At 65.0% G+C, this 15,093-nt stretch carries 16 protein-coding genes; 8 read left to right on the plus strand and 8 right to left on the minus strand.

Going from position 1 to position 15,093, the window contains the following annotated elements:
• Nucleotides 1–8: 8 nt before the first annotated feature.
• From hflC to rpiA, 4 genes are all read right to left on the minus strand, one after another.
• Nucleotides 9–1,025 (minus strand): protease modulator HflC, encoded by a 1,017-nt coding sequence (gene hflC / locus KJP29_RS14810; RefSeq protein WP_218464301.1) that lies wholly within the window; start codon nt 1,023–1,025, stop codon nt 9–11.
• The gene (hflK, locus tag KJP29_RS14815; protein ID WP_218464302.1) at nt 1,025–2,188 is read right to left on the minus strand and encodes an FtsH protease activity modulator HflK; all 1,164 of its coding nucleotides are present in this window, start codon (nt 2,186–2,188) and stop codon (nt 1,025–1,027) included. Before hflK ends, hflC begins: the two co-directional genes overlap by 1 nt.
• A gap of 71 nt (nt 2,189–2,259) precedes the next feature.
• Nucleotides 2,260–3,633 carry a glutathione-disulfide reductase gene (gor, locus tag KJP29_RS14820; protein WP_218464303.1) on the minus strand — a complete coding sequence of 458 codons (1,374 nt, stop codon included), beginning with the start codon at nt 3,631–3,633 and terminating at the stop codon, nt 2,260–2,262.
• Nucleotides 3,634–3,853: 220 nt separating this feature from the next.
• Nucleotides 3,854–4,633 carry a ribose-5-phosphate isomerase RpiA gene (gene rpiA / locus KJP29_RS14825; protein WP_218464304.1) on the minus strand — a complete coding sequence of 260 codons (780 nt, stop codon included), beginning with the start codon at nt 4,631–4,633 and terminating at the stop codon, nt 3,854–3,856.
• A 119-nt stretch (nt 4,634–4,752) separates the two neighbouring features.
• On the opposite strand from rpiA, the gene KJP29_RS14830 reads away from it, so the two are divergent.
• Nucleotides 4,753–5,196 carry a DUF2267 domain-containing protein gene (locus KJP29_RS14830; protein ID WP_255553626.1) on the plus strand — a complete coding sequence of 148 codons (444 nt, stop codon included), beginning with the start codon at nt 4,753–4,755 and terminating at the stop codon, nt 5,194–5,196.
• A gap of 9 nt (nt 5,197–5,205) precedes the next feature.
• Nucleotides 5,206–5,559 (plus strand): YbaN family protein, encoded by a 354-nt coding sequence (locus KJP29_RS14835; RefSeq protein ID WP_218464306.1) that lies wholly within the window; start codon nt 5,206–5,208, stop codon nt 5,557–5,559.
• Here the strand turns inward: KJP29_RS14835 and KJP29_RS14840 are convergent.
• Nucleotides 5,543–6,238 carry a thiamine diphosphokinase gene (locus KJP29_RS14840; RefSeq protein ID WP_218464307.1) on the minus strand — a complete coding sequence of 232 codons (696 nt, stop codon included), beginning with the start codon at nt 6,236–6,238 and terminating at the stop codon, nt 5,543–5,545. The genes KJP29_RS14835 and KJP29_RS14840 overlap by 17 nt on opposite strands.
• A 141-nt stretch (nt 6,239–6,379) precedes the next feature.
• Here KJP29_RS14840 and KJP29_RS14845 point away from each other — a divergent pair, with 141 nt between their 5' ends.
• Nucleotides 6,380–8,863: a hypothetical protein gene (locus KJP29_RS14845; protein WP_218464308.1), complete on the plus strand. Its 2,484-nt coding sequence runs from the start codon at nt 6,380–6,382 to the stop codon at nt 8,861–8,863.
• A 110-nt stretch (nt 8,864–8,973) separates the two neighbouring features.
• Here the strand turns inward: KJP29_RS14845 and KJP29_RS14850 are convergent, their stop codons facing one another.
• The 3 genes from KJP29_RS14850 to KJP29_RS14860 all read right to left on the minus strand — a co-directional run bounded on the left by KJP29_RS14850 (nt 8,974) and on the right by KJP29_RS14860 (nt 10,829).
• Nucleotides 8,974–9,195, minus strand: coding sequence for a DUF2842 domain-containing protein (locus tag KJP29_RS14850; RefSeq protein WP_218464309.1), 222 nt, complete (start codon nt 9,193–9,195; stop codon nt 8,974–8,976).
• A 4-nt stretch (nt 9,196–9,199) separates the two neighbouring features.
• Nucleotides 9,200–10,495, minus strand: coding sequence for an adenylosuccinate synthase (locus KJP29_RS14855; protein ID WP_218464310.1), 1,296 nt, complete (start codon nt 10,493–10,495; stop codon nt 9,200–9,202).
• 109 nt (nt 10,496–10,604) lie between these two features.
• The gene (locus tag KJP29_RS14860; RefSeq protein ID WP_218464311.1) at nt 10,605–10,829 is read right to left on the minus strand and encodes a hypothetical protein; all 225 of its coding nucleotides are present in this window, start codon (nt 10,827–10,829) and stop codon (nt 10,605–10,607) included.
• A gap of 300 nt (nt 10,830–11,129) precedes the next feature.
• Between KJP29_RS14860 and secG the strand changes: the two genes are divergently transcribed.
• The 5 genes from secG (at nt 11,130) to KJP29_RS14885 (ending at nt 14,989) form a co-directional block, all read left to right on the plus strand.
• Complete coding sequence (secG, locus tag KJP29_RS14865; protein ID WP_218464312.1) at nt 11,130–11,522, plus strand: preprotein translocase subunit SecG; 393 nt, start codon at nt 11,130–11,132, stop codon at nt 11,520–11,522.
• Between the two features lie 227 nt (nt 11,523–11,749).
• Nucleotides 11,750–13,393, plus strand: coding sequence for a CTP synthase (locus KJP29_RS14870; protein ID WP_218464313.1), 1,644 nt, complete (start codon nt 11,750–11,752; stop codon nt 13,391–13,393).
• 1 nt (nt 13,394) lies between these two features.
• On the plus strand, nt 13,395–14,177 hold the full coding sequence (locus KJP29_RS14875; protein WP_218464314.1) for a 23S rRNA (adenine(2030)-N(6))-methyltransferase RlmJ: 783 nt from the start codon (nt 13,395–13,397) through the stop codon (nt 14,175–14,177).
• A gap of 1 nt (nt 14,178) precedes the next feature.
• Nucleotides 14,179–14,472 (plus strand): DUF1330 domain-containing protein, encoded by a 294-nt coding sequence (locus tag KJP29_RS14880; protein WP_218464315.1) that lies wholly within the window; start codon nt 14,179–14,181, stop codon nt 14,470–14,472.
• Nucleotides 14,473–14,554: 82 nt separating this feature from the next.
• A complete protein-coding gene (locus KJP29_RS14885) occupies nt 14,555–14,989 on the plus strand; it encodes a TerB family tellurite resistance protein (protein WP_218464316.1) in 435 nt (144 codons plus the stop codon).
• The last annotated feature ends 104 nt before the right edge of the window (nt 14,990–15,093 follow it).

Consider the following 15,093-nt stretch of genomic DNA (forward strand, 5'->3'; position numbering starts at 1 on the left):
GACCGGTCCTAGTTGGTCGGCGCAGGTTCCGCTTCCGCGGCATCGGCCCCTTCGGGCTGGGGCGCATCCGTCTCCGGCGCGGTGTTGGCCGCGTTCCCACCGCCCACTTCCTGCCCGTCAGGGAGCCGCGCGCGGTCGGTATCCGACGGACCCGGAATGCCCGAATTGTCGGATTTCAGGTATTCGAAGAACTCGGAGTTGGGCGAAATCACCAGCGTCGAGTTGTCCCCGTTCAGCGCATTCTCATAGGCCCGCATCGAGCGGTAGAAGGCAAAGAACTCGGGATCGCGGCCAAAGGCACTGGCGTAGATCGCGTTGCGCTCGGCGTCGGCTTCACCACGGATGATCTCGGCCTGACGCTGGGCGTCCGAGGTGGTCTCGACCACGGTGCGGTCGGCCTGCGCCCGGACACGCTGCGCGGCCTCGTTACCACGGGCGATCTCGTCCGCCGCTTCCCGCTGCCGCTCGGCCCGCATACGCTCGAAGGTGGCGGCGAGGTTCTGCTCGGGCAGATCGGCGCGCTTGATCCGCACGTCGATGACTTCGATCCCGATGGACTGGGCTTCGGCGCGCGCCTGGTCGCGGATCTGGTTCATGAGCGCGACCCGGTCGGCCGAGAGCACGGCATCGGAGGGAACCGACCCCAGCACTTCACGCAGCTCGGCGTTCAGGATGCGTTCAAGACGCTGCGCCGCGCCATTCACGCCCGAGGCACCCACGGCCCGGCGGAACTGCCCCGCCGAGGTGATCCGCCAGCGCGCGAAGGCATCGACCACAAGACGGCGGTCATCAGCCGGCGTGACTTCCAGCGGCTCGGTATCGAGCGACAGGATCCGGTCGTCGTATTTCGCGATCTCGTGGAGCACGGGAACCTTGAAATAAAGACCTGGTTCGTCGATTTCCGCCGTGACCTCACCGAACCACAGGCGCAGGGCCTTTTCGCGTTCGTCCACGATGTAGAACGAATTCAGGCCGACGAAGATTGCGACCGCGATGAGGCCGAGAATGATGTAGGATCTGCGCATCAGTTGGCCCCTCCGTTCGTGGTGGTTCGGTTGCGGTTCAACTCGTTGAGCGGGAGGTAGGGCACCACGCCCTGCCCGCCGGCGGCGCCTTCGTCGATGACGATCTTGTCCACGTCACCCAGCACACGCTCGAGCGTTTCGAGGTAGAGACGTTTGCGCGTCACATCCGGGGCCTTGGCATATTCGTCGTAGACCGAGATAAAACGCGCGGCTTCACCGTCGGCTTCGTTCACGACCCGCGCACGGTAGGCTTCCGCCTCTTCCAGAAGCTGCGCGGCTTCACCGCGGGCCGCCGCCACGACCTGGTTCGAATAGGCGTCGGCCTGTTTCTCCAGCGTGTCGCGGGTCTGTTCGGCCGCCTGCACCTCGCGGAAGCTGTCGATGACTTCGCGCGGCGGGTCGGCGCGGTCGAAGTTCACGCGCACGATGTTGACCCCGGACTGGTAGCTGTCGAGCGTCGACTGGATAAGCTCCTGCAGTTCCTGCGCGATCACGCCACGGTCGCGGTTCAGGATCGGCGAAAGGGTCGAGCGCGCGATGATCTCGCGCATGGCCGATTCCGACACCGCGCGGATGGTCTCGACCGGGTCCGCCACGTTGAACACGTATTTCTCGACGTCACCGATGTTCCAGACCACCTGGAAGTCGATGTCGACGATGTTCTCGTCGCCGGTCAGCATGAGACCGTCACTGGTGCCCACGCCGATGTCCTCGGTGTTTTCGCGGGTGACCGGATAGATCTCATGCGTGACCACCGGCCAGGGCGCGAAGTTGAGACCCTCCTGCCCGACCTGGTAGCGTTCGCCGAAGAGAAGCTCGACCGACTGTTCCGACGTGTCGACTCGGTAGAAGCTCGCGAAGACCCAGACCGCCACGACCACGAGCAGACCGATCAGGATCGTGCCACGCCCGATCCCGGGCCCGCCACCGCCACCTTCGGGCGAGCGGTTGCCGCCGCCGCCCTTGCCGCCCATGAGCACGCGGAGCTGTTCCTGCCCCTTGCGCATCAGATCGTCGATCTCGGGAATGTTGCCGCCCTGTCCGGGCCGGCGCGGCGGACGCTGATCGTTGCCGCCGTTTCCGTTGTTTCCACCGTTATTTCCACCCTGGCCGCCGCGGTTGCCACCGCCACCGCCCCAGGGCCCGCCGCTGTCGCTGGGCATATGTGTGAGGTCCTCCAAAAACTGTCTCGCCATAACTGGCCGCGATTGCCCGGAAATTCAACCCGCAGGGGTCATCCGATGGGTTCAAGGCGTCGTGTAGGTGACTTCATCAGGACGATTTCTTCTGCCATGGTCGGATGCACCGCGACCGCGGCATCGAAATCGGACTTCGTGGCACCCATCTTTATGGCCACGGCGGCGAGCTGGATCATCTCGCCCGCTCCGTCCGCGACGATATGACATCCCAGGACCTTCTGGCTCTCGCGCGCCACGATCAGCTTGAAGAGCGCCTTCTCCTGCCGGTCGATGAAGCTTTTCTGCATGGGCCGGAACGATGCGGTATAGACGTCGACATTGCCCACCTCCCGGTGCGCCTGTTCCTCGGTCATGCCGACGGTGCCGTATTCGGGCTGGGTGAAGACGGCCGAGGCGACAAGCTCGTGGTCGGGTTTGACCGGATTTCCCTTGAACACGGTCTCGACAAAGGCAGCGCCTTCGCGGATCGCGACGGGAGTGAGGTTGATCCGGTCGGTCACGTCCCCCACGGCAAAGATCGAGGGCACGGCCGTCTGGCTGTAATCGTCCACCACGACCGCGCCATTCGCGCTCAGCTCGACGCCCAGTGCCTCGAGACCAAGCCCCGCGCTGTTGGGTACGCGGCCTGTGGCCCAGAGAACCTCGTCCACCGTGACTTCATGCTCCTCGGTCCCGGTGACCCGCAGACCCTCCGACGTCTTCTCGACCGCCCGGGGCGACACCCCCACGCGCAGGTCGATCCCCTGCGCCACCATGAGTTCCGAGATATGCCCGCGCACCTCGTCATCGAAGCCCCGCAAGACCTGCGGGCCCCGATGCCATTGTGTAACCTCGACGCCCAGCCCGTTGAGAATGCAGGCGAATTCACAAGCGATATAGCCGCCGCCGACGATCAGCACTTTCTTGGGCAGACGCGCGAGGTTGAAGATCTCGTTCGATGTGATGCCAAGCTCGGCACCGGGAATGTCCGGCACGAAGGGCCGCCCGCCGGTCGCGACGAGGATATGTTTGGCAGTGAACTCCTCACCCGTCGACAGGGCGACCGTATGGGCATCCTTCACCACCGCGCGCGCATCGTAGATGTCGGTTCCGGGACGGCCGAGGTTCGTTCGGTAAATCCCTTCGAGCCGCGACAATTCCTTGTCGAGCATGGGCCGGAACCGGTCCCAATCGAAGCGTCCATCCTCCATCTCCCAGCCGAAGCGCCGCGCGTCCTCGACGGCCGGGCCGAACTTCGAGGCGAAGACCATGAGTTTCTTCGGCACGCAGCCCCGGATCACGCAGGTCCCGCCCATGCGGAACTCCTCGGCCAGCGCCACCTTGGCCCCGGTCTCGGCCGCCACGCGGCCCGCGCGCACGCCGCCCGATCCGCCACCGATGACGAAAAGATCGTAATCGAAACCGCTCATGTCCTGTCCTTCTCGCAATCGCGCACTCCCCAGGCGGCGATATTCCACAGTTAGGACCTACATGCCACCCGCACCAGTCCATCGGGCACAGAGATATCGGTGCGTGGGCGCACAAGCACGCCCGCTCCTTCACTGCTTCGTAAATACCTCGGGGGTGCGGGGGCAGAGCCCCCCCGCGGTCGGATGTCGCGCCAGCGACATCCGAAACCTCGCGCCGCGCTCAAATGTCGGCGAACAGGTTGTCCGCCTCGGCGAACTCGACGAGCCCCTCCTCGAGCGTGCCCTCGTTGATGTCCATGACCTCGACCTTGCCGTCCTGATGCCCGATCACGACCTTGTCGCAGATGTCGATGAAAAGCCCATTCTCGACCACGCCGGGGATCTGGTTCAGGACCAGCGACAGCTGGCGCGGGTTCGATATCCGCTGCAGGTGCAGGTCCACGATGTGGTTGCCCTCGTCCGTCACGAAAGGCGCCTCGGCATTCATCCGGAGCGTTCCGGTCTGGCCCAGAACCTCCATGGACGACAGGGTTTCCTCGATGAGCGCCTTCGAGGTCTGCCAACCGAAGGGCACGACCTCGACCGGCAGGGGGAACCCGCCCAACGCGTCGACCTTTTTCGAGGGATCCGTGATCACGACCATCATGTCCGACGCCGTCGCCACGATCTTTTCCTGAAGCAGCGCGCCGCCGCCGCCCTTTATCAGGTTCAGGTCCTCGTCGAATTCATCCGCCCCGTCGATCGTCAGGTCGAGCCAGCGCGCCTCGTCGAGCGAGACGACCTTGATCCCGACCTGCCGGGCCAACTCGGCCGTGCGTGTCGAGGTGGGCACGCCGGAAACCCGCAGCCCCTCCTCGCGCACCCTTTCGCCCAGACAGCGCACCATCCAGGCCGCCGTGGACCCCGTCCCGAGCCCGACGCGCATGCCATCCTCCACGAATTCGACAGCGCGCTTGGCGGCGACGAACTTGGCGGTGTCGATGGGCGAGAGATTGGTCATGGCGCGCTCCGAAACAGGCTGTCCCGCGCGTTATAAGGAAATCCCCGCCGACCTGCGAGCCTTTATGCAGGGCGGTCGTTGCACAGGGTTCGGCGCAGGCCTACCTTAGCGACATGCCGATGCCATGGTCATATCGCCACGCCACGAAGGACTGGCAGGCGTTCCTTTCCGACGCGAAAGAGGAATTCGCCTTCGCTTCGGACAATTCAACCTATACCGCCGTGCAGGGCGTTCTCTGGACCTTTCGCGATCGCCTGTCGCCTGAGGAGGTCGCGGCCTTCTGCCAGCCGCTCCCCGCGGTGCTGCGTGCCCTCTTTCTTCAGGGCTGGACCGCCGCGCCGGCGAAACCGTGGACCGATCGCGCCGCGCTCGAGGAAGAGGCGCGGCTTGTACGCGTCGATCACAATCTCACCCCGCCCGCGCCGATTTCCCTTGTCGCCCGCGCCCTGCGGCGGCATGTGCGTCAGGTCGATTTCGACCGGGTTCTGGAACGGATCGGCCCCGAGGCACGGGCCTTCTGGCACGTGGAAAACGCTTACGAACTGGAAAGGCGCATCGTCTAGGCACGGCTCATGGCGCGGTTCGGTTGGTTGGTCCTTGGCTGGGGCGCGGTCGCGCTCGGTTTGATCGGGGTGGTCCTGCCGGGCCTCCCGACGACGGTGTTCCTCATCCTCGCGGCCTTTGCCTTCGGCAGGTCCTCACCCCGCGCCCGGGCGTGGCTGATCGGCCATCGTGCCTTCGGTCCCGCCATCCTCGACTGGGAAGATCGCGGCGCGATCGCGCCCCGTGCCAAGCGGCTCGCCGTTCTGACCATGATCGCGGTCTTCGTGCTGTCGCTCGTCTTTGGAGCGCCCTCTTGGGTCCTCGTGCTGCAGGCGGTCTGTCTGACCGGGGCCGCGGCCTTCGTGATCACCCGTCCGGAGTGAGCTTCGGCGCAGGTGGCGCGGCCTCCAGCCCCGCGATGGCCGCCTCCAGGAGGGCCGCGGGCAGGATGACGAGAAGCCCGTGACTTTCGGGCCGGATCGTCACGCGCCGCTCCGCCGCCGCGTTCGAGGTGCCCACCCGTCCGTCCGGCGCAAAGACGATCCGCTCGAAGGACCAGACCAGACCCGCAATACTTACCGCGACCTCGCGCAGCGGAAAAAGCGACACCCGGTCGCCCGGCGTGAGCTCCAGCGTGATCTCCGGCGGGCAATGGAAACAGATGTCGTGCTCGCCCACGAGGATACAGCGCGCCTCGGGCCGACGGACGAGGGCGTTGTAACAAGCCAGTTCGTGATCAAGGCGCTGCCCCATGAACCCCGCCCCCAGCACCATCGGCGCGTCGATCGACCTGAGCGCCTTGTCGAAGTCGGTCGTGTCCTGTTCGCCAATCTCGACGACCGTCGCCGGATCGAGCGCCGCCCGCGTCGCGGCATCGAGACTGTCCATATCCCCCACGACAAGACCCGGCACATGGCCCAGCGCCAGTGCCTGGGCGGCGGCCCCGTCGCAGACCACGAGATTCGGCGCGAGCGTCAATAATCTCGAAACGGTTGCCTCGCTATGGTCGCCTCCGCCCAGAAGCGTCACTTTCTCCAGAAAAGGTGAAATCTCAGGATTCATGCGTGTGATTGTATCCAGAATGGAAACCCGTCACATTCCAGCCCTGAAAAAATACCGCGTTTATCGCGGTTTTGTGCAATTTATCCGTGGACCACATGGTAAACCCATTGTTGCTGGATCGGGGGAGAAAGCGAGTCAGACATGGTGAGTTCGAGCAGGATCCTCACTGTATCTTATGGTACGTTCAGCTGCACGCTGGAAGGGTTCGATGACCCGTTTTCGACGATGAAGTCGATTGCGGAGTATTTTCGGGACCTCGCGTCGGATGACCGTTACTTCGGCGCGGAGCCTCCGACGCCGGATGCAGAGATGTTGCACCGCATCGCGGAGCGCGAGATCCACAAGCGCGTCGAAGCCCGTGTGAGCGAACATGGCGTGGTCCTGCGGCAGACCGACGACGACATGGACGATGTCGGCGTGACCCTGCCCCGCCTTTCGGCCCAGTCCGATCGGGATGAGGACACCGTTTCTTCCGACACGCCCGCCACGGATGATGCCGCGCAAAACGACGCGGATGCGGAAGCCGAACGCCTGATGCAGGAAGAAGCCGCGCGCGTAACCGCCGCACGCGAAGCCGAAGACGCACGCCGCGCCGAGGAAGACCGTATTGCGGCAGAAGCACGCGCTGCCGAAGAAGTGCGCGAAGCTGCACGACAGGAAGAGCTTGCCGCAGCCGAAGACGAAGCGCGCAGGATCGCAGAAGAAGAAGTGGCCGCACGCCGCCGGGCCGAGGCCGAAGCGGATTCCGCGCGACGTCAAGCCGAGGCCGAAGCAGAAAGCCGAGCCCGGCGCGAAGCGGAAGCCGCCGCCTCCCAGGAAGGCCCGCGTGAGCTCGCCTCGGTCTCCGACAAGGTCCGCCGCATCCGTGCCGTGGTCGACAACACCCGCAAGCCGTCCACATCTGTCGCGCCTGCCGCTCCGGTCGCGGGCATGGAGCTGTCGCAGGACGACGAATACCTGGAAGACCAGCACGCCGACGATTACTTCGCTGGCGAGGTCGGGGATAGCGCCCTGTCTGACGACTACGCGGGCATCTTCGCCGAGGCGATCGAAGCGGAAGCCGAAGATGAAGTCCTCCCGGAGGAAACGCCCGCCGCAACGACCGTGGCCGAAGATGACCACGCGGAAGACGACGAAGAGGACGACACCGACAGCGCGATCCTCGCCGCGCTCGCGGAGAGCGAGGCCGATGTGCCTACAGACGACCTGCCGCCCGTGGACGCCCCCATTGCGGAAAGCGCAGAGCTGACGGCGCAAGACACCTCGGACGACATCGACGACGACGAATATGGAGAGGACGATGACGATACCGTCGCCGCACTTCTCGGTTCATTCCGTGAGGCAGACGAAGACGATGTCGAAGCGGACGAGGACGCGGACGAGGCCGCGGGGATCGTGTCCGACGACGCGGAGGAGCCCGAAGCCTCGGAGCCTCCCGCCGAGCGCAGGCACATCGCCCGCGTCGTTCGCGTGCGCCGTCCGGTGTCGAACGTCGAAGTGCCGGACGAAGAACCGGACGCGGAAGGCGACTTCTCGGTCCCGGGCGAATCGACCCTCGAACCCGAGGCCGAAGCCTCGCTCATCGCCGAGCTTGCCGAAGTCGAACGGGATTCGCGCGAAGCGCTGGCGCGGGGCGATCTCGCCGCCGATATTGCGCGCTCGGACGATGACGCCACCGGTTATGACGAGGACGACGACGATGTTGATCTCGGCTTCTCCGACGACGAAGACCTTTACGGTGATACCGATCCGAGGTCGTTGGAGGATGACGACGAGGGGGACACGCTCGTCCTCACCGCGCGCTCGCATGGGGCGGGTCCTCTCGACGTCGAACCGGAGGAAGAGCCGGAGGACCATATCCGCGGTGCGAAGAAGCCGCAGTTCAACGCCTTCGACGATGTGGACCTGAGCGAAACCGACCGCGCCATCGACAGGATCCTGGAGAAGACCAACACGCATCTCGCCTCCGGGGAAAGCTCTCGTCGCCGCTCGGCGATCCAGCACCTCAAGGCTGCGGTGCAGGCCAAGCGCGCCGACCGCGACGTGGTGAGCGACGCGCTCGACTCGGCCGACGCCTCGCAGATCAAGGCGAAAGAAAATGAGGATTATCGCGAAGACCTGGCCCGCGTGGTGCGCCCGCGTCGTCCGGCCGCGTCGGGCGACACCCCGAAGCGCCGCCTGGCACCGCTCGTTCTGGTGTCCGAACAGCGCATCGACGAGGACGTCACGACCCTTGACCCGGTCAAACCGGTTCGCCCGGTGACCCCCGTTCGCCCGCGCCGTGTGGCGGTTGGAAACGCCCAGCCCGCCGAGGTGCCGCAGACCGAGGAAGAGGGCGAAGCCGCCTCCGACCAGATGACCTCGGGCTTTCGGGCCTATGCCGCCGATCTCGGGATCGAAAGCGTCGAGGACGCACTGGAAGCCTCGGTCGCCTTCGTGACGCAGGAAGTCGGGCGCCCCCGCGCGACCCGGACCCAGATCCTGACCCTCACCATGGCGGCATTCCCGGATGCCAGCCGCGAAGAGGCCCTCGCGGCCTTCACCGGTCTCGTGAAGGCCGGCAACATCGTCAAGGTCGAGCGGGCGCAGTTCGTCCTCTCCGAGGACTCGATCTACTTCGAGTGATCGGCGCGTGATCGGCGCGTGATCGGGCCCCGCGCCCGCGAAATCGAAAGGCGGCCGGTGTTTCCACCCGCCGCCTTTTTTTGTTCACGACCACCGGCGCGCCGGTGTCGTCAGCGCTCGTCGTCAGGCGGCATCGCGCCGATGCCGGTGAAGAGCTTCTTGAAAGGCAGGATCCAGACCACGCCCAGCCCCACAAAAATCAGGAACTCAAGCCAGATCGGCGGGCGGTCGAAAAGCGCGACGATGTTGACCGCCACGATGATCCAGAGCGGCAATCCGATCAGGAGCACCACGAGGGACCAGCGTTTCTTGGCTTTCATCGAAAGGGCCATGAGATCAGTCCGCGAAAGGGTCGGTGACGAGGATGGTATCCTCCCGTTCCGGCGAGGTCGACAGAAGCGCCACCGGACATTCGATCAACTCTTCGACACGGCGCACGTATTTGATCGCCTGCGCGGGAAGCTCGGCCCAGGAACGCGCGCCCTCGGTCGACTCACTCCAGCCGTCGAGTTCCTCATAGATCGGCGTGCAGCGCGCCTGTTCGTCGGCGGCGGTCGGCAGGTAGTCGAGGCGTTTGCCGTCTAGGTCATAACCCACGCAGATCTTCAGCGTCTCGAATCCGTCGAGCACGTCGAGTTTGGTCAGGCAGATACCGTTGATGCCCGAGGTCGCGCAGGTCTGGCGCACGAGGGCCGCGTCGAACCAGCCGCAGCGGCGCTTGCGCCCCGTGGTGGTGCCGAACTCGTGGCCGCGTTCGCCCAAGCGGTCGCCATCGGCGTCGAAGAGTTCGGTCGGGAACGGGCCTTCGCCCACGCGGGTGGTATAGGCCTTGACGATACCAAGCACGTAATTGATCGACCCCGGCCCCATGCCCACACCCGTGGCGGCCTGTCCCGCGATCACGTTGGAGGAGGTCACGAAAGGATAGGTGCCGAAGTCGATGTCGAGGAGCGCGCCCTGCGCCCCCTCGAAGAGGATGCGCTTGCCGGCCTTGCGTTTCTCGGCGAGCACCTTCCACACCGGGGCCGCGTATTCGAGGATCTTGGGCGCGATGTCCTTGAGGAGCGCAAGCAGTTCGTCGCGATTGACCGGCTCGATGCCCAGCCCCTTGCGGAGCGGATCATGGTGCTGAAGCGCGCGGTCCACCCGGGCCTCGAGCGTGGCATGATCGGCAAGGTCTGCGACACGGATCACGCGGCGCCCCACCTTGTCCTCGTAGGCGGGGCCGATGCCGCGCCCGGTGGTGCCGATCTTGGTGCCTTTGGAGGCGGCTTCTTCGCGGGCGCGATCGAGTTCGCCATGGAACGGCAGGATAAGCGGCGTGTTTTCCGCGATCATGAGCGTCTCGGGCGTGATTTCGACGCCCTGCCCCCGGATCGTTTCGATTTCCTTGAGCAGATGCCAGGGGTCGAGCACGACCCCGTTGCCGATCACCGACAGCTTCCCGCCGCGCACCACGCCCGAGGGCAGCGCGTGCAGCTTGAAAACCTTGCCGTCGATCACGAGCGTATGGCCCGCGTTGTGTCCGCCCTGGAACCGGCAGATCACGTCAGCGCGTTCGCTGAGCCAATCGACGATCTTGCCTTTTCCTTCGTCGCCCCACTGGGCGCCTACGACGACAACGTTGGCCATTTCGCTCTCCATGCTGGAAAAACCCGCGCCCGTATAGCGAAGCCCGTCGACGGGCGAAAGGCGAAAGGCGCGGCGTGGGAAAGAGGCTGCCCCGGTGGCGGGCGAAGGATCAGTCGCGGGCCACCCGGTCGCGCACCGGCCAGACGGCGAGGACGGCCGCCACGAAAAGCCCGATCACCGTGGGTAGCCAGAGCGGTGCGAGAATCCAGAGGACCGGGATCGCGAGACCGCCCAGATACCGCATGCAGGCAAGGAGGATCACGGTGGCCCAGGCCATGGCGGCCGCCCAAGCGATGACCCGCCAGGTCGCGCGCGATGTTGCGGTTCCCGCCACCGAAAGTTCCTTCTGCTCCATTCGACCCAGATTAATCCTGTTTACCTCTGTCACAACCAAGTATCTCGCAGGCCCTTGACGTGAGCGACCTGGGCACCTCGCGCAACTTGTCTAGATCCTGCCCGTGAACGGCCCGTTAAGGCCCTCCCTCCTTTGCGGCGCGTCACCGCCGACCGGCCCAGACAGAGGCGCAGGCCCCGCGCATTTCCCGCTTTGGGGTTGCGGGCAGGTGCCGTTCCCCCTAGATAGCCCCATCGAAACACCGACCTGTCCCCTGACCAAGGCCCTACCGGAAGTCTCATGGAAAACGTCCTTCTCGTCGTCCTTCTCCTGCTCGCGCTCGCCCTCATCGGCGTCGTGCTCCTGCAACGTTCCGAAGGCGGCGGGCTTGGCATGGGTGGTGGTGGCGGTGGCGGCGTCATGTCGGCGCGCGGTGCCGCGACGGCGCTGTCGAAGCTGACCTGGGTTCTGGGGATCGCGTTTCTGGCCTGTTCGATGGCGCTGACCATCATCTCGGCACAGAACTCGCAGGACACCTCGGTCACCGACCTGATCGTGGCGCCCGGCGCGGACGAGCCGGCGGAACCGGCGGCACCGGGCCTTCCCGATGTCTCCGACATGATGCCCACGCAGGACACGGCACCCGCCGAGGCACCGTCCGACGCGCCCGCCGCACCGCCGCGCGCCGAATAACGTCGCGGGGGCTGATCGCGGCCCGCCGGCAGATAACCCGTCACCTACAATCCCTTGATGGGGCGATAAATCTCGCCACATCATCTAGCGGCAATCTTGCCAACAACGCGGGAATCGGTTATACCTTGAATCCCGTGATGAGCGCTTTTTGCGGCCTCTGGCCCTTGGTGCATTCGTCCAAAAGACCGGGTCGGAAACGACCGCAATAATCACGGGGTAGCCCATATATGGCACGATACATCTTCATCACCGGCGGTGTGGTTTCTTCGCTCGGCAAGGGCCTGACCTCCGCCGCGCTCGGCGCGCTCTTGCAGGCGCGGGGCTTCACGGTGCGGATGCGCAAACTCGACCCCTATCTCAACGTCGACCCCGGCACCATGTCGCCCTTCGAGCATGGCGAGGTCTTCGTGACCGACGACGGCGCGGAAACCGACCTCGACCTCGGCCATTACGAACGGTTCACAGGCGTTGCTGCACGGGCGACGGACTCGGTGTCCTCGGGCCGGATCTATACCAACGTGCTCGAGAAGGAACGTCGGGGCGACTATCTGGGCAAGACGATTCAGGTCATTCCCCACGTGACCAACGAAATCAAGGACTTCATCGCCATAGGCGACGACGAGGTCGACTTCATGCTCTGCGAGATCGGCGGCACCGTCGGCGACATCGAGGCGCTGCCCTTTTTTGAGGCGATCCGCCAGTTCGCGCAGGAGCGCCCCCGTGGCCAATGCATCTTCATGCACCTGACGCTGCTCCCCTATCTCGCGGCCTCGGGCGAACTGAAGACGAAGCCCACCCAGCACTCTGTCAAGGAACTGCGCTCTATCGGCATCGCGCCCGATGTGCTCGTCTGCCGTGCCGAGCATCCGATCCCCGAGAAGGAACGCGGCAAGATCGCGCTCTTCTGCAACGTGCGCCCCGACAGCGTGATTCCCGCCTATGACCTCAAGTCGATCTATGAAGCCCCGATGAGCTTTCACAAGGCCGGTCTCGATCAGGCCGTGCTCGACGCTTTCCAGATCAGCCCTGCGCCGCGCCCCGACCTGACCCGCTGGGAAGACGTGGAAGACCGCATTCACAACGCCGAAGGCGAGGTCAAGGTCGCCATCGTCGGCAAATACGTGCAGCTCGAAGACGCCTACAAGTCGATCAAGGAGGCGCTCACCCACGGCGGCATGGCCAACCGGGTGAAGGTCACGACCGAATGGGTCGATGCCGAGATCTTCGAGAAAGAGGATCCCGCCCCGCATCTCGAAGGCTTCCACGCCATTCTCGTGCCCGGCGGCTTTGGCGAACGTGGCACCGAGGGCAAGATCCGCGCCGCGCAATTCGCGCGTGAACACAAGGTGCCCTACCTCGGGATCTGTCTCGGGATGCAGATGGCGGTGATCGAGGCGGCCCGCAACGTGGCCGGGATCGCGAACGCGGGGTCCGAGGAATTCGATCACGAGTCCGGCAAAAAGCGGTTCACGCCGGTGGTCTATCACCTGAAGGAATGGGTGCAGGGCAACTATACCGTCAAGCGCAAGGTCTCGGATGACAAGGGCGGCACCATGCGCCTTGGCGCCTATACCGCGACCCTCGCCGAGGGGTCGAAGGTTGCCGAGGTCTATGGCAGCACGACGATCGAGGAACGCCACCGCCACCGCTACGAAGTGGACATCAAGTACCGCGAGGAACTGGAGTCGAAGGGTCTCGTCTTTTCCGGCATGTCGCCAGATGGACGCCTGCCCGAGATCGTCGAATGGAAGGACCACCCGTGGTTCATCGGCGTGCAGTATCACCCCGAACTGAAGTCCAAGCCCTTCGCGCCCTCACCACTCTTCGCGGATTTCGTGCGCGCCGCGATCGAACAGGAGCGGCTCGTCTAAGGTGCTGTCCTATCAGCACATTTTCCACGCAGGCAACCTTGCGGACGTGCACAAGCACGGGCTGATGGCCTGGGTGCTGGACTACCTGACCCAGAAGGACAAGCCGCTCACGTATATCGAGACCCACGCCGGGCGCGGGCTCTATCGGCTCGACGCGCCGGAGGCAGTGAAGACCGGCGAAGCGGCGGCGGGCATCGGGCGCGTGGCCGACTGGTTCGGGGCGGATCACCCCTATGCGCGGGTGCGCGACCTTGTGGTGGCAGAACATGGGCCAGCGGCCTACCCCGGTTCGCCCATGCTGGCCGCCTTGCTTTTGCGGGACATGGACAGCCTGATGCTGGCGGAGCTGCATCCGCAAGAATTTGCGGCGCTGAACGAGGTGATGAAAGGGCGCGGCATTCGGCTTGAGAACCGCGATGGGCTGGAGCTTGCCCTCGCCGTGACCCCGCCCGACCCACGCCGGGGCGTGTTGCTGATCGACCCCTCCTGGGAGATGAAGACCGACTACGACACCGTGCCCCGCGCTCTGGACCGGATCGCCCGGAAATGGCCCGTGGGCATCCTCTCCCTGTGGTATCCGATCCTCGCGGACGGTCGCCATCGCAACATGGTCGGCACCCTGACCAAGACGTTCCCCGATGCACTGAAAAGCGAAGTTCGCTTTCCGCCGCACCGCGCGGGACATGGGATGGTCGGTTCGGGTATGGTCTTCGTGAACCCGCCCTGGGGGCTTGACCAGGAGGCGGCACGGCTCGCCGCGAAATTCGCAGAATTGGGAGGATGACATGCCGAAGGGATACTGGATCGCACGCGTCGACGTGCATGATCTCGACGTCTACAAGACCTACATCGCGGCCAACGCGGCGCCCTTCGCACAATACGGCGCAAGGTTTCTCGTGCGCGGCGGCGAGACGGTCCTGAAAGAAGGCACGTCCCGGTCCCGCAATGTCGTCATCGAGTTTCCCAGCTACGAAGCGGCGCTCGCCTGCTACGACAGCCCGGAATACCAGGCTGCCAAGGCGCTGCGGGATCCGGTGTCGGAGGGCGATCTCGTGATCGTCGCCGGCTACGACGCTTAGCCCCCCCTTACGACCTGACACCCTCACGAAGCAGTGAAGCGCCGGACTGGCGCGGCCTGCGCAGACACCCTAGGTAACGCATATGTTTGATCGTATTCTCAACTCCCTCTTCGGCTCCGAGCCGCAGGAACTCCCCGATACCGACGCCCGGCTCGCGCTTGCCGCCCTTCTGGTGCGGATCGCGAAGTCCGACGGAGTCTATGAGAGCGGCGAGGCCGAAACGATCCGCGACATCCTCGCCGGCCGTTATGGGCTGTCCTACGAAGACAGCCGCGAGCTTCTCGTGGAAGCCGAGGAGATGGAGACCCACGCCCCCGACACCGTTCGGTTCACAGAGGCGATCAAGGCGGCCGTGCCCTATGACCAGCGCAGCGACATCGTCTATGCCGCCTGGGAGGTCGTCATGGCCGATGGCCAGCGCGCCGATGAGGAAGACGCGCTGATGCGGATGATCGCGAAATTCCTCGGCGTTTCGGACCGCGATTCCAACATCGCCCGGCAGAAGGCGCAGCGCTGAGGTCCGACCCGGCACCTGCCTGAATAAAGGGCGCATGCCCTTGCGTCAGGCAATTCTTCATTGCATCCGCCGGCCTTTTCCGTGTTACTCGGTCCAGACGCAAC

Origin of the sequence: Maritimibacter sp. DP1N21-5 (genome assembly GCF_019218295.1) — a bacterium.
Taxonomy (GTDB): Bacteria; Pseudomonadota; Alphaproteobacteria; order Rhodobacterales; family Rhodobacteraceae; genus Maritimibacter.